The organism is Streptomyces sp. NPDC101237 (assembly GCF_044767465.1).
Lineage (GTDB): Bacteria > Actinomycetota > Actinomycetes > Streptomycetales > Streptomycetaceae > Streptomyces > Streptomyces gramineus.
Map to the genome: position 1 here is coordinate 147,857 of NZ_JBIWNY010000001.1, position 13,677 is coordinate 161,533.

Annotated in this window: 9 protein-coding genes, 2 tRNA genes, 1 other RNA gene and 2 pseudogenes; 4 read left to right on the top strand and 10 right to left on the bottom strand. The window is 72.7% G+C overall.

Annotated elements, in window-relative coordinates; genetic code table 11:
• The first annotated feature begins 108 nt into the window (after window positions 1–108).
• The 3 genes from ACIRQ9_RS00685 to ACIRQ9_RS00695 all read left to right on the top strand — a co-directional run bounded on the left by ACIRQ9_RS00685 (window position 109) and on the right by ACIRQ9_RS00695 (window position 2,059).
• Window positions 109–1,347, top strand: coding sequence for a sensor histidine kinase (locus ACIRQ9_RS00685; protein ID WP_404165682.1), 1,239 nt, complete (start codon window positions 109–111; stop codon window positions 1,345–1,347).
• Window positions 1,347–1,961, top strand: coding sequence for a response regulator transcription factor (locus tag ACIRQ9_RS00690; protein ID WP_362170131.1), 615 nt, complete (start codon window positions 1,347–1,349; stop codon window positions 1,959–1,961). The genes ACIRQ9_RS00685 and ACIRQ9_RS00690 overlap by 1 nt, the downstream gene beginning before the upstream one ends.
• Window positions 1,962–1,983: 22 nt before the next feature.
• Window positions 1,984–2,059, top strand: a tRNA-Gly gene (locus tag ACIRQ9_RS00695).
• A gap of 39 nt (window positions 2,060–2,098) precedes the next feature.
• On the opposite strand, the gene ACIRQ9_RS00700 is transcribed toward ACIRQ9_RS00695, so the two are convergent.
• The 6 genes from ACIRQ9_RS00700 to ffs all read right to left on the bottom strand — a co-directional run bounded on the left by ACIRQ9_RS00700 (window position 2,099) and on the right by ffs (window position 10,552).
• The gene (locus tag ACIRQ9_RS00700; protein WP_404165685.1) at window positions 2,099–2,998 is read right to left on the bottom strand and encodes a phosphoribosylaminoimidazolesuccinocarboxamide synthase; all 900 of its coding nucleotides are present in this window, start codon (window positions 2,996–2,998) and stop codon (window positions 2,099–2,101) included.
• A 70-nt stretch (window positions 2,999–3,068) separates the two neighbouring features.
• Complete coding sequence (locus tag ACIRQ9_RS00705; protein ID WP_404165687.1) at window positions 3,069–4,562, bottom strand: N,N-dimethylformamidase beta subunit family domain-containing protein; 1,494 nt, start codon at window positions 4,560–4,562, stop codon at window positions 3,069–3,071.
• 255 nt (window positions 4,563–4,817) lie between these two features.
• Entirely contained in the window at window positions 4,818–6,581 is a 1,764-nt protein-coding gene (locus ACIRQ9_RS00710) for a hypothetical protein (RefSeq protein ID WP_404165688.1), read from the bottom strand.
• Between the two features lie 280 nt (window positions 6,582–6,861).
• Window positions 6,862–8,115, bottom strand: coding sequence for a phosphoribosylamine--glycine ligase (purD, locus tag ACIRQ9_RS00715; protein ID WP_404165690.1), 1,254 nt, complete (start codon window positions 8,113–8,115; stop codon window positions 6,862–6,864).
• A gap of 82 nt (window positions 8,116–8,197) precedes the next feature.
• Window positions 8,198–10,408: a DNA polymerase III subunit gamma and tau gene (locus ACIRQ9_RS00720; RefSeq protein ID WP_404165692.1), complete on the bottom strand. Its 2,211-nt coding sequence runs from the start codon at window positions 10,406–10,408 to the stop codon at window positions 8,198–8,200.
• A 45-nt stretch (window positions 10,409–10,453) separates the two neighbouring features.
• Window positions 10,454–10,552: signal recognition particle sRNA small type (ffs, locus tag ACIRQ9_RS00725), an RNA gene on the bottom strand.
• A gap of 72 nt (window positions 10,553–10,624) precedes the next feature.
• Between ffs and ACIRQ9_RS00730 the strand changes: the two genes are divergently transcribed.
• Window positions 10,625–10,712 (top strand) — tRNA-Ser (locus ACIRQ9_RS00730).
• Window positions 10,713–10,791: 79 nt separating this feature from the next.
• Here ACIRQ9_RS00730 and ACIRQ9_RS00735 read toward each other — a convergent pair.
• The 4 genes and pseudogenes from ACIRQ9_RS00735 to ACIRQ9_RS00750 all read right to left on the bottom strand — a co-directional run.
• The gene (locus ACIRQ9_RS00735) at window positions 10,792–11,142 is read right to left on the bottom strand and encodes a hypothetical protein (protein WP_404165694.1); all 351 of its coding nucleotides are present in this window, start codon (window positions 11,140–11,142) and stop codon (window positions 10,792–10,794) included.
• Between the two features lie 49 nt (window positions 11,143–11,191).
• A pseudogene (locus ACIRQ9_RS00740) lies at window positions 11,192–12,437 on the bottom strand (tyrosine-type recombinase/integrase).
• Window positions 12,438–12,447: 10 nt separating this feature from the next.
• The gene (locus ACIRQ9_RS00745; protein WP_404165696.1) at window positions 12,448–12,678 is read right to left on the bottom strand and encodes an excisionase family DNA-binding protein; all 231 of its coding nucleotides are present in this window, start codon (window positions 12,676–12,678) and stop codon (window positions 12,448–12,450) included.
• Window positions 12,671–13,588, bottom strand: a pseudogene (locus tag ACIRQ9_RS00750) (replication initiator); the annotation flags it as partial. The pseudogene ACIRQ9_RS00750 and the gene ACIRQ9_RS00745, both read right to left, overlap by 8 nt.
• Between the last annotated feature and the right edge of the window lie 89 nt (window positions 13,589–13,677).

Sequence of the window (13,677 nt, forward strand, 5' to 3'; positions counted from 1 at the left end):
GCGCCGGGCGGGCACAGCGGGACAGGACCGGACCGCACGGGACGGCGCGGAACAGCACAGGACGGCACAGGGCGGCACAGGACGGCACGGCACGGGACGGGACCGGGGATGAGCGGGGCAGGCGGCTGGTGGCGGGCGAAGACCACGCCCGCCAAGGTCGAGACGTACACACGCTGGTCGTTCCACTTCTTCGCGGTGATCGAGGTCTCCGCGATCGGGCTCCCGGTGACCGGGCAGGGCGGTGCGGCGCTCTCCGGCCGGCTGATCACGTTGGTCACCTGCCACGCGGTGCTCTGCGCCGTGACCGCCTCCCGGGCGCTGGACTGGACGCGGGGCCGCCGGGAGCAGCCGGTGCGGCTGCTGTGGGTGCTCGGCGCGGTCACGTTCGTCTTCGCCGTCACCGCCCTGGCGCTGTGCGGGCCCGGCGCGCCGGGCGATGGGACGCGCGGCGCCACGGTCACCGTGTTCGTGGGGATCCTGGCCTTCGGAGCCGGGACCACGGCGCTCGGCGTCCGCGACCGGCGGCGTGCGGTGGCCCTGATCGCGGGCTTCGCCTGCGGGGCCGGCGCGGTCTGCCTCCCGCTGGCCGTGCCCGCGGTGGCCGCGCTGATCACGGCCGCGGCGGTGTTCGTGGCCGGCGGCTTCCTCGCCGCCACCTCGGTCTTCTCCGTCTGGTTGCTCAACGCCGTCTACGAACTCGACGAGGCGCGGGAGACCCGGGCCCGGCTCGCCGTCGCCGAGGAACGGCTGCGGTTCGGCCGCGACCTGCACGACGTGCTCGGCCGCAACCTCGCCGTGATCGCCCTCAAGAGCGAGCTGGCCGTGCAACTGGCCCGCCGCGAACGGCCCGAGGCCGTGGAGCAGATGATCGAGGTGCAGCGGATCGCGCAGGAGTCGCAGCGGGAGGTGCGGGCCGTCGTACGGGGCTACCGCGACGCCGACCTCGCGGCCGAACTCGCGGGCGCGCACGGCGTGCTGAGGGCCGCGGGCATCGACTGCACGGTGACCGGCGACACCGCGGGCCTGCCCGCCCCGGTGCAGTCGGCACTGGGCTGGGTGGTCCGCGAGACGACCACCAACGTCCTCAGGCACGGGGACGCGAAACGGTGCACGGTGAGTCTGCGGGTGATGGAGGGACACGTGGTGCTGACGGTGGAGAACGACGGGGTCACCCCGCCGCCCGGCGGCGGGAGCGGCGGCTCCGGCATCGCCGGCCTGCGGGAGCGGCTCGCGGCGGTCGCCGGGACCCTGGAGGCCGGACCGGTGTACGCGGACGGGTTCCGGGTGGTGGCCTCGGTGCCGCTGTCCGGCCGGACGGCGGGCACGCTGGTGGGCGGTGTCACCTGATGACCGCTCCGGTACGGCTGCTGCTCGCCGACGACGAGCACCTGATCCGCGGTGCGCTCGCCGCGCTGCTCGGCCTGGAGGACGACCTCGTCGTGGTCGCCGAGGCGGCCACCGGGCCGGAGGCGCTCGCCATGGCACGGGCCCACCGGCCCGACGTGGCGGTCCTTGATCTGCAGATGCCGGGCGCGGACGGTGTGAGGGTCGCCACATCGCTGCGGTCCGAACTGCCCGGCTGCCAGGTGCTGATCGTGACCGGCCACGGCCGCCCCGGACACCTGAAACGGGCCCTGGCCGCCGGTGTGCGGGGATTCGTCCCGAAGACGGTCAGCGCGCAACGGCTCGCGGAGATCATCCGTACCGTGCACGCGGGAAACCGCTACGTCGACCCGGAGTTGGCCGCCGACGCGATCTCCGCCGGGGACTCGCCGCTGACCGCGCGGGAGGCCGAGGTGCTGGAACTGGCGGCCGACGGCGCGCCGGTCGCGGAGATCGCCGAGCGGGCCGCGCTGTCGCCGGGAACGGTACGGAACTACCTCTCCTCGGCGGTCACCAAGCTCGGTGCGGAGAACCGTCATACGGCAGTGCGTCTCGCACGGGAGCGAGGTTGGGTATAGTTGCTCTCGCGCCACGGCGCATGCGGACGTAGCTCAGTTGGTAGAGCGCAACCTTGCCAAGGTTGAGGTCGCGAGTTCGAGCCTCGTCGTCCGCTCCACGGAGAAGGCCCCCGGTTCCCGCCGGGGGCCTTCCGCGTTCACGACCAGGGGGTGCCGGTCAGGCGCTCGTACGCCTCGATGTACTTGGCCCGGGTCGCCTCGACCACCTGGTCCGGCAGCGGCGGCGGAGGCTGCTCGCTCCGGCGGTCCCAGCCGGACTCCGCCGACGTCAGCCAGTCGCGCACGAACTGCTTGTCGAACGACGGCTGGGCGCGGCCCGGCTGCCACTCGTCGGCCGGCCAGAAGCGGGAGGAGTCCGGGGTGAGCACCTCGTCGGCGAGGACGAGGGTGTCGCCGTCGAAGCCGAACTCGAACTTGGTGTCGGCCAGGATGATGCCCCGGTCGCGGGCGATGTCCCGGGCCCGCCCGTACACCGCGAGGGTGGCCTGGCGCAGCTGGGCGGCCGTCTCGGCACCGACCTGGCGGGCGACCTCCTCGTAGGAGACGTTCTCGTCGTGCTCGCCGACCTCGGCCTTGGTGGCCGGGGTGAAGATCGGGGCGGGCAGCTCGGAGCCGTCGACCAGGCCCTCGGGGAGGGCGAGTCCGCAGACCGTGCGGGACTCCTGGTACTCGGCCAGGCCCGAGCCGGTGAGGTAGCCGCGGGCCACGCACTCCACCGGGAGCATCTTCAGCGACTTGCAGATCAGGGTGCGGCCGGCCCAGTCGGCGGGCGCGCCCTCGGGCAGCTCGGTGCCGACGACGTGGTTGGGCGCGAGGTCGGCGAGCTTGTCGAACCACCACAGGGACAGCTGGGTGAGCACCCGGCCCTTGTCGGGGATCTCGGTCGGCAGCACCCAGTCGTACGCGGAGATGCGGTCGCTGGCGACCATCACGAGGTCCCCGGCCGCGTTCTGGTACAGCTCGCGCACCTTGCCGGTGTGCAGATGCACCAGGCCCGGCACCTCGACGGGCTCGGGCTTTTCAACGAATCCGGACACGGTTCCTCCCCGTGGTTCTGTACAGGTGCCCCCGATTCTCCCGTATGCCGGGTTGCCGTCGGACACGGGGTCAGTCCCGTTTGCAGATGCGGTCCAGGAGATTGGCGGTGGCGCGCTGGACCCGGGCGTCGACGTGACCCGGGCGGTCCAGGGCCGGGGACCAGGCGAACGTGCCGGACGCGAAGACCAGGGCGCCGGACGGGGCGCGGTAGAGGGAGGTCTCCTGATGGCGCAGGACGCCGTCGCCGTCGGCGTACGGGGAGTGCGCCAGCAGAATGCGCTCCTCGTGCTCGGGCAGCGCGGTGCGCGGGAAGTAGCGGTCGGCCTCCCCGGCCACCAGGCCCGGCAGTTCGTCGCCCTCCTGCGCACCGGTGGCCTCCCACAGCCAGTGGCCGGCGTTGCGGACGATCAGCGGGTGCGGCTCGGGCACCCGCCCCGCGTACTGGATGCCGACCGTCTGCTGCTCGGCCCGGTCGATCTCGCGCCAGAGCACGGCCCGGCCCGGACCCTTGCGTTTGCGGCAGGTGAGCAGGCGGTCCGCGACCCCGGACGGGGACGGCCCCAACTCCACCTGCCAGTACATGGTGTTGGCCGAGAGGAAGACCAGCGAGGTGCCGCTGTCGCGGGCCAGGTCGACGGTGCGGCGCATGCGCGGCGACCAGTACTCGTCGTGCCCCGGGAAGACCAGGCCCCGGTAGCGGGCCGGGTCGACCCGGCCGGCGTGCAGGTCGCGGGCGTCGGCGTAGGCGAGGTCGTAGCCGTAGCGCTCGGCCCAGCGGATGAAGTCGTAGGCGTGGCCGACGTGCAGCGGCAGGCCCGCGCCCGCGTAGGGCCGGTCGAAGGAGACCGTGGTGGCCGCGTCGGCCTCGCCGAGCAGCCGGCCGCCCTCGTCCCAGGCGTGGTAGAGGCTGGCGCCGGTGCGGCCGTCCTCGGGGTAGAGGTTGTAGGCCTGCCAGGTGACGTCCGGCAGCAGCAGGAGCAGGTCGGCCGGATGGTTGTCGCGGATCGTGAACGGCACGTGGGAGCGGTAGCCGTCGGCCGTGGTGAGCACGGCCACGTAGGCGCCGATGCTCCAGTACGACGGGACCTGCAACCGCCAGGACAGCCACCAGTGGTGGCAGGAGACCGTGCGGTCGGCGGCCAGCGGCGGCGGCTGGACGATGCCGGACAGCCGCGGGCTGGTGGTGATCTTGGCCGCGCCGTCGCCGCCGTAGTGGCCGATGCGGTAGACGTCGACGCTGAATTCCTGCGGCGGATCGACGGTGATGTGGAAGTCGACGGCCTCGCCGGGACGGACCGCGCCGGTCGAGGTGAAACCTTTGATCTGGCGGTGCACGTCGTCCGCCGAGCGGGGGCCGCCGGCACTGCGGGGGGCCGGGATCCGCGGGTTCTCGCCGGTCGGCTGCGGCCGGGTCGGGTCGACGTACCAGGGGACGACGTGACCGGTGTCGTCGAAGTAGGTCTCGCTGCCGCGCAGCCAGGGGACCGGCCCCAGGCCGAAGGGATCCGTGACGGCGTGCGCGAGTGCTCCCGACTCCCAGCGGCGGATGTGGTCCGATGCCATGGTGGCTCCCCTCCCTCGTGCACCCGTGCAATGTGCCGGTACGAGTCGTCGTGCGGTGGCTCGGTCCCGTGCGGGTGCCGGACGGCGGCCGGCTGTCCTGTGGCGCTTGTCTTATGTCGGATGCGCTTGCCATATGACCGAACGATCCCAGCACATCACATAACGCACGTGTCCGGTCACGGTTCGTTGTGAATTTGCCTGAAGTGGAAGGGTTCGCTCCGCCAAAGCCTCCGCAGGAGCGGCGAAACGCCGAGGTCAGACCAGCCGTACGGGCTTCTCGGGACGTATCCCGGACTCGACCAGCCAGGCTCGCAGCGGGGCCGGGTCTCCCTCCTCGATGAGACTGAGGACTCTGGGTGTCAGGTCGGCGGCACGCTCGCCGTCGACCAGCAGGGACGGGCCGTCGAGCCAGTCCAGGCCGGGGGTGGCTCCGGCGGTGTCCACGGCCGCGCAGCACACCATCGCCCGGACGTGGTCGGCGAGCAGCTCGCGGGCGGTGCGCGGGGGCTGGAGGGGGAAGAGGGGCAACGCGCAGTTGTCCCACAGAGCACTGTCGGGGCCCTGTCCGGCGGGTGCGGGCCCGTCGGGGCCGGGAGTGGCCGCGGCGGCCTCCTCACGGGCGAGGGCGGCGGTGAGGCCGGCGGCCAGGGCGGCGCTGCACTCGGTGCCGGCGGCCTCCTCGGCGTCCTCGTCGGGGCCCGGCGGCGCCTTGGGTCCGCCGGGTGCGGCCGGTTCGGTCAGGTGGTCCAGGACCCGGGCCAGGGTGGGACCGCCGGGATCGGGGGCGGCGGGGTCGAGGGAGGCGCGGACGCCCAGGGAGTCCAGGACCCGGTGCAGCCGGGCCGCCTCGGTGCGCCAGGTGCGGTCGACGACCTCTTCCGGATACTCCGGCCAGGCCACCGGCGACCAGTCGGGGCCCGGTTCGGCCGGGCCGCCGTGGAAGAGGCGGGCGGCGAGCAGCGAGGCCGCCTCGTCCACCAGGCCCGGCTCCTCCAGCAGGTCGCAGGCGGGCCGCTCGCCGAGCCGGGAGGCGAAGCCCTCGGCCAGCCGGTCCCGCCGGGACAGTTCGGTGAGTGCCGCCACCACGCCCGCGTCCAGCCGGGAGGGCCAGCGGCCCATCCGCCAGGCGGGCAGGGCGACCCGGGTCAGGAGACGGTCCCAGCCGGCGTAGGCGAGGCCGACCTGTTCCTGGGCGACGATCCGCAGTCCGTAGTCCACGGCCTGCGCGCGTTCGGCGGCCGCGGCGGCGACTCCGCGCTCCATCAGCGCCGCGTGCTCCCGGCAGCTCCGCAGCAGCACCCGGGCCACCCAGCCGAGGCCCGCGCACACCAGGCGGGTCGCCGGACATCGGGCGGCCGTCGCGGAGACGGCGACCGTCGCGTCCAGACCGCGCACGAAGCGGCGGGCGGCGGCTATGTCGGGCTGCGCGGAGGGTCCCGTACCGGCGACGACCGGGGCGAGGACGGCACGCAGTTCGCCGACGCGCATCCACCACAGGAACGGGGAGCCGATGACGAGCACGGGTGCGGCCGGTACCCGGCGCTGCGGGCCCGGACTGTCGAGCTCGTCGCGGCCCTTGGGAGCGGGCGGGCCGTGCGCCGGGTGGGTGCGGTCCTCCAGCCAGCTGTCGCAGTCCGGGGTGAGGGCTATCGCGGAGGGCGCCGGGACGTCGAGGCGGTCGGCGAGGTCGCGGACCATCCGGTACAGGTCCGGCGCGGACTCCTCCGGGATCGGGACCGTCGGGCTCACGGCCGGCCGGGCGCGGGCCACGACCAGCGCGACGCCGGCGGCGGCCAGCAGGACGACGACGGCGAGGGCGCCGACCGCCCAGCGGGCGGTGTCCCAGCCGCGGCCCACGAAGTGCCCGGTGGAACCGCCGGCCAGCAGGATCACCGTGGCCGCCGCGGGCAGCAGCGCCACGGCCAGGGCCCGGCCGCGGACGCGCAGCACGGCGAGGGCCCGGGTGCGCGCCGCCTGCGCGCCCGCCTCCACACCGATTCCGCTACTGGTACTGGTCACGTCGGGACCTCACCCCCTCCCTGCCGTCCTCGTCCTGTCCTGACTGTTGCTCACTCCCCCACTGTGGCACCCGTCACTGACATCGCAATGCCGGTGGGCCAAGTGCCGGAACGCCTGCGCCGCACCATAGTTGGGGCCTCGGCCTCAGTCAGCCGGATGGGGCATCGGTCACTCGATGGAATGGCTTTGGTCAGAGGTGATCGACAGACAGCAATGATCAGGCCCCGGATTTTCGGGGTCCGGGGCCTGGTCGGGATCGTCCGGGGACACAGAGGCGGGCTCAGGCCTCGGCCGCCGCCTTCGCCGCGATGTCGGTCCGGTGCTGCGAGCCGTCGAGCCCGATCCGCGTCACGGCCGCGTACGCGCGCTCACGCGCCTGGGTCAGGTCCTGTCCGGTCGCGGTGACCGAGAGGACGCGGCCGCCGGCGCTGACGACCGCCTCGCCGTCCCGCTTCGTGCCCGCGTGCAGCACGTAGGCGTGCGGGGCGTCCTGGGCCGCCACCGCGTCGAGACCGGTGATGGGGTCGCCGGTGCGCGGGGTGCCCGGGTAGTTGTGGGAGGCGACGACCACGGTGACCGCGGCGTCGTCGCGCCAGCGCAGCGGCGGGACGTCGTCGAGGGTGCCGTTCGCGGCGGCGAGCAGGACACCGGCCAGCGGGGTCCGCAGGCGGGCGAGGACCACCTGGGTCTCGGGGTCGCCGAAACGGGCGTTGAACTCGATGACCCGGACACCGCGCGAAGTGATCGCGAGACCGGCGTAGAGGAGCCCGGAGAACGGGGTGCCGCGGCGCCGCATCTCGTCGACGGTCGGCTGCAGCACCGTCTCCATGACCTCGTCGACCAGCTTGGGGTCGGCCCAGGGCAGCGGGGAGTAGGCGCCCATGCCGCCGGTGTTGGGGCCCCGGTCGCCGTCCAGGGCCCGCTTGAAGTCCTGGGCGGGCTGGAGCGGGAGGACCGTCACGCCGTCGGTGATCGCGAAGAGGGAGACCTCGGGGCCGTCCAGGAACTCCTCGATGACCACGCGGTCGCACTCCGCGGCGTGCGCGCTGGCGGTCGCCAGGTCGTCGGTGACGACGACGCCCTTGCCAGCCGCCAGCCCGTCGTCCTTCACGACGTACGGCGCACCGAAGGCGTCGAGGGCCGCGGCGACCTCGTCGGCGTCTGTGCAAACGTACGAACGGGCGGTGGGCACGCCGGCCGCCGCCATCACGTCCTTGGCGAACGCCTTGGAGCCCTCGATCCGCGCCGCCTCCCCGGAGGGGCCGAAGACGGGGATGCCCGCCTCGCGCACCGCGTCGGCGACCCCGGCGACCAGCGGGGCCTCGGGGCCCACCACGACGAGACCGGCGCCGACTTCCCGGGCCAGGGCGGTGACGGCGGCACCGTCGAGGGCGTCCACCGGGTGCAGCTCGGCGACCTCCCCGATACCGGCGTTGCCGGGGGCACAGTGCAGCGCGGTGACGTCGGAATCGAGGGACAGAGAGCGGCACAGGGCGTGTTCGCGGGCGCCGCTGCCGATGACGAGGACCTTCACGGGGGCCAGCGTAGCCCGGCCGGGGTACTGGAGGTTCCTCCAAGGGGTCGCGCGCGGGCGGGGAGAGCCGCCGCGCGGGAGGTCACTCGTTCTGGAACTCGTCCACCACGGTCGCCCCCAGCTCCCGCACGATCAGCTCGTGACCGGAGAGCGCCGACTCGTCGAGATCGGGGTCGTCCTCCTCGGGGATGTCGTCCTCCGGGGAGACGGGAGGCGGTTCGGGGGCCGAGGGCGGCGGGGCGGCGGCCGGTGACGCGTGCGGCGGAGCCGACTGCGGGGCGGGCCGGGGGGCCCCCGAACGGGCCGGGACCGCCGGGGCGGAGCCGCCGTACCCGGACGGTGCCGCGGGCGCGCCGCCGTAACCGGGACCGGCCGGGGCCGAGCCGCCGCCCGTCGGGTCGACGACCGCCTCGACCCGCCAGGTCACGCCGAACTGCTCGGTCAGCGCCTGCCGCAGCACGTCCTCGCTGCCGCTGCTCGCGAAGTTGTCCCGGGCACCGGCGTTGACGAAGGCGAGCTGGAGGGTGGTGCCGTCGAAGCCGGCGACCTGGGCGTTCTGGCTGAGCAGGATCCAGGTGAAACGGCGGCGGTTCTTGACCGCCTCCAGGATGTTCGGCCAGAGGTCACGGGGGTTCGGGCCGCCGGCGGGAGCGGCGGCCGGAACGGCGGCGGGGGAGGCCTTCGCGGCGGGTGCCGGAGCCGCGGGAGCCGCGGCCGGCGGGGCCGCCGGGGCGCCCGCGCCCGCAGCCGTGGGCCAGCCGCCGGGACGCCGGGCGGCGCCGCCACCGGCCGGGGCGGCGGTCGGCCAGGCGCCGGGCGGAGTGGCGGCGGGCGGAGTGGCGGCGGGCGGGGCCGCTGCGGCGGCCTCGCCCGCCGGGGCCGGAGGAGCCGCCTGGGCCGGGGGCACCGGGGCGGACGGCTGCGGAGCCGCCGGCTGGACCGGGGCGGGGGCGGGCTCGGGCTCGGCTCCGCCGCGCACGGCGGCGCGGGCCGCGGCGGGGCCGCCGCCCTGCGGGACGGAGGCTTGCGGGACGGCGGCCTGCGGGACGGCGGCCTGCGGCGTCCGGGAAGCCGGATGGGCCTCGGGTCCCGGCACGTATCCCATCGCGGGCGCTCCGCCGCCGCCCGAGAAGTTGACGCCCCGCTCCAGCCGGTCGAGGCGGGCCATCAGGGACCGCTGGTCGCCGTAGGCGGCCGGGAGCAGCACGCGCGCGCAGATCAGCTCCAGCTGGAGACGCGGCGAGGTGGCACCACGCATCTCGGTCAGGCCCTCGTTGACGAGGTCGGCGGCGCGGCTCAGCTCGGCCGCGCCGAACGTGCCGGCCTGGGCCTGCATCCGCTCCAGAACGTCGGCGGGCGCGTCGAACAGCCCCTTCTCCACGGCGTCCGGGACGGCGGCGAGGATCACCAGGTCCCGCAGCCGCTCCAGCAGGTCGGCGACGAACCGGCGCGGGTCGTTGCCGCCCTCGATGATGCGGTCGACGACCTCGAAGGCGGCGGCCCCGTCACCGGTCGCGAAGGCCTCGACGACGGAGTCGAGCAGGGACGCGTCGGTGTAGCCGAGGAGAGAGGTGGCCATGGCGTAGGTCACACCGTCGGCTCCGGCCCCGGCGAGCAACTGGTCCATGACGGACATGGAGTCCCGCACGGAACCGGCGCCCGCGCGCACGACGAGCGGCAGCACGCCCTCCTCGACGGGGATGTCCTCCTTGCCGCACACCTCGCCGAGGTAGTCCCGGAGCGTGCCGGGGGGCACCAGCCGGAAGGGATAGTGATGGGTCCGCGACCGGATGGTCCCGATGACCTTCTCGGGCTCGGTGGTGGCGAAGATGAACTTCAGGTGCTCCGGGGGCTCCTCGACGACCTTGAGCAGCGCGTTGAAACCAGCCGGCGTGACCATGTGGGCCTCGTCGATGATGTAGATCTTGTAGCGGCTTCCCGCGGGGCCGAAGAACGCCTTCTCGCGCAGCTCACGGGCGTCGTCCACACCACCGTGAGAAGCCGCGTCGATCTCGATGACGTCGATGGAACCCGGCCCGTTGCGGGCGAGGTCCTGGCAGGACTGGCACACGCCGCAGGGCGTCGGCGTCGGACCCTGCTCGCAGTTCAGGCAGCGCGCGAGGATCCGTGCGCTGGTGGTCTTCCCGCACCCACGCGGCCCGCTGAACAGGTACGCGTGATTGACCCGGTTGTTCCGCAGCGCCTGCTGCAACGGGTCGGTGACATGCTCCTGCCCGATGACCTCGGCGAACGACTCCGGGCGATAGCGGCGGTACAGCGCGAGAGACGACACACATACGAGGTTATAGGCGCCCACTGACAAGCAGCCCCGCCCGCAAACGCAAGCGCCCCCCACGCACCCGCCAGAGCCAACCTACCCTTGCTGCCTTCCGGCCCTGGGGGAGTTCAGTCAGATAGCGCCGCGTGAGGGGCTCCGCACAGAGTACCCGACGTCAGGGGGTGAGAACGAGTTCGCGAGCACTCCTCCCGGTCATGTAATGTCTCCAGCGGAGGATTCGCCTAGAGGCCTAGGGCGCACGCTTGGAAAGCGTGTTGGGGGCAACCCCTCACGAGTTCGAATCTCGTATCCTCCGCCAGTGCCTCACCGGGCACGATGTCGAAGGGTCCCACCGTTCGCGGTGGGGCCCTTCGACGTTCTCCGTCTCACTTTCCGTCTCAGTCGGCTTCTGCGGAGTACCAACCAGGGGCGCTCTCCTCGGTGACAACCGGCTCCGCCCAGGCCGCGACCGCGAGGACATCCCGCTTCGCCATGTGCCCGTCGACGACGTCATAGAGCAGCCGCCGCACTCGTGGGCCCAGCCGGATCACATACCGAACACCCTCGACGTCCACCGCGCCGATTTCACCCCGGTCAGTGTCGGCGACGAAGCCGTCAGCCTCCACCACCTGCCATCCTGCCTTCGAGGCGAGATAGACCCAGGTACCGAATGCCCGCTCGCGATCCGAGTAGGGCGTCACGCCACCCACCCGCGCGATGATCTCGACAGGGTCCGTGCGCTTGTCCATGATTCCTCCCCCAGCTGTCCCTCCCGGATGGGAGACAACCGATCCCGGATCATGGCAGATGCCGCCCATCGGTACCCCAAAGGGCCTCCCCGACCTGCTGAGCAGTCCTTTTCAGCACCGGACCGGTGACATGCATGTACCGGGCCCGCATACGAGCCGCTCCCCCGGGCTCCCAACCCATGATCGAGTCGATCACGACGTCCGGGACGCCGAGGATCAGTAGGGCGGTCGCGGCGGTGTGGCGAGCGTCATGGAGACGGCCGTCTCGTACGCCGGCGTTCCGGAGAAGTCTCTTCCAGACATGGAAGTCGGTGTTGGGGCTCAGCGGTCCGCCGACCGGCGAGGCGAAGACTTAACCCTTGCCCTCCCAGTCGGCACAGGCCGCGACCCGCTCCCGCTCCTGGGCTTCCTGGTGCTGGCGGAGGATCTTGATCAGCGGATCGGGCAGGCCGATGGTGCGCCGGCCCGCGCGGGATTTGGTGGACTTGTGCTCACGGCGGGTCTGCTCCCGCTTGGGGCAGTAGCCCACCTTCCGGCCGCAGGGGTTCGCCGCCGCAACCGTGCGCGTACCTCGGCCGGAGCCGGTTCTTGCGGATGCGGGCGTAACCCGCATCGAGGTCGATGTCTTCCCAGTGCAGACCGAGCGCCTCACCCTGGCGAAGACCGAGCGCAAGGGCTACGACCCACCGCGCGCTGTTGCGGAGCTTGGCCGCCTCGACGAGGAGGCTCTGTAACTCCTCGACGTGTACGGCTCGATGTCCGCCTCTTCCAGGCGGGGAGCCTTGACGATCTCGGCCGCGTTCGTGGCGACGTGCCCGCGCCGGACGGCTGCACCGAGGGCGACCCGGATCGTCCGGTGCGCGTGCTGGGCGGTGCCGGCGGAGCTTCCAGCCGCCTGCATCTTCCGATAGAAGCGTTCGAGGTGCTCAGGCTCCAGGCGGTCGAGCTTGTGGGCGCCCAGGCCAGGAACGAGATGAACGCGGACGTCCACCTCGTAGCCGTCGTGCGTGTTCTCGGAGACGTATGGCTTGGCGATGTTCTCGACCCAGTCCTCAAGCCAGGCCTGGAGCGTCCAGCTCTGCCCCGGCTTCTTGAGCTTCTTGTCGTCCCGTGCCCCGCTCCATTTCGCGGACCGCCTTGGTCACCTCGGCCTTGGTCTTGCGCTCGATGTGGCGGCGGTCGGGCTTGCCGTCATCACGGACGCCGACCGTCACTCGACCATGCCACTTCCCATCCCTGCCGAGGTAGATGGTCGAGGCCCCGTTGGGCTGGCGAGTGCGCTTCTGCTCTGCCATGTCGTCCCTCTCAGGCCGCGTGGTCGGGTCGGTGGCGGAGCTTGGCCACGTAGGCGGGTACGGCGTCGGCGGGGACCCGGCGGAGCCGCCCGACCGTGACGGACTCGATCTCTCCCGCGAGGACGAGCCGAAAGCACGTCGTGCGGCCAATGCGGAGTCGGCGGGCAGCTTCCTCCACCGTCAGGAGGACCAAGGACTGGTCGGAGGTCTCGGGCACGGTGGCGAGTCGGGGCTCAGCCATAGGCTGGTTTTCCTTCCGTTCCGGGGGCGGGTTCGAGGGATGCGGCAAGCCAGGTCTCGGCGGCGCTGAATCCGGTGCCGGCGAAGACCCAGTGCGCGAGGACGTACGTCGTGTCCGGCTGAGAGCTGGCGGCTGCTGCCGCCGCTTGCGCTCGGCGCCATTCGGCGCGGGTGTCGCGGAGGGCGCCGAGGGTGGTGGAGTAGCGGCGGGATTTGGTGGAGAAGTGGCCGCGGAAGCCGAGCATGTGGGCCCAGGCGCGCAGGCGGAGGTGTTCTAGGTCTTTGCGTGCGCCGAGGGTCCAGCCGAGCTGATGGGCGGCATCGTGGACAGGCCGAATGACGAGAGCGATAAACAGGCGCTGGATCTCGTTGCAGGTCAGCGGTATGAGGCCGTTCGATGCCGGTTGGCGGGCGTGCTCATCGGCTCTGATGACGGCGAGGAAGGCATGGGCGAGCATGGCGAGGGTGACCCAGCGGGACCAGGACGCATAGCGGCGGACCTGGTGCTCGTCCAGAGCTGCCAGGCCCTTTCCGGACTGGAAGAACTCCTCCACCCGCCACCTTGATCCAGCGACTCGCACCAGCTCGGCCAGTGGCACTGCGACAGGCGAGTAGCAGCGGTAATAGGCGAGTTCGCCGGTGCTGCGGTTGCGGCGGATCAGCAGCTGGCTGCCCCCGGGCGAGGGTCGGCGAGGTCGATGACGGCCCAGTCGTAGAAGCGGTGACCCTTCGACCCGGCACCGGCCGACAGCTTCTGCCACGCTCGTTTGGGGACCTTCTTGGCCAGGGCGTCAGCGCGGAACTTTCCAGCTCTCGTGGCGACTTCGTGCGAGCAGGCCACCGCGAGGACGTAGCCGGTGCCGGCGTTCCTCCAGCGCAGTGCGAAGTTTTGGGTTGCCGCCGTAGACCTCCATCCGCGCACACGGCGCGAGGCTCGTTGGGCCTTGTAGGGGCTGTGGCTTGCGTTCGCTCCATCAGTACCCGGGTCACAACACGACTA

Excerpts from the sequence above, each read along its gene's own strand:
- ACIRQ9_RS00735 (WP_404165694.1), bottom strand. The coding sequence starts at position 11,142 with ATGGACAAGCGCACGGACCCTGTCGAGATCATCGCGCGGGTGGGTGGC.
- ACIRQ9_RS00690 (WP_362170131.1), top strand. The coding sequence starts at position 1,347 with ATGACCGCTCCGGTACGGCTGCTGCTCGCCGACGACGAGCACCTGATC.
- ACIRQ9_RS00745 (WP_404165696.1), bottom strand. The coding sequence starts at position 12,678 with ATGGCTGAGCCCCGACTCGCCACCGTGCCCGAGACCTCCGACCAGTCC.
- ACIRQ9_RS00705 (WP_404165687.1), bottom strand. The coding sequence starts at position 4,562 with ATGGCATCGGACCACATCCGCCGCTGGGAGTCGGGAGCACTCGCGCAC.
- ACIRQ9_RS00685 (WP_404165682.1), top strand. The coding sequence starts at position 109 with ATGAGCGGGGCAGGCGGCTGGTGGCGGGCGAAGACCACGCCCGCCAAG.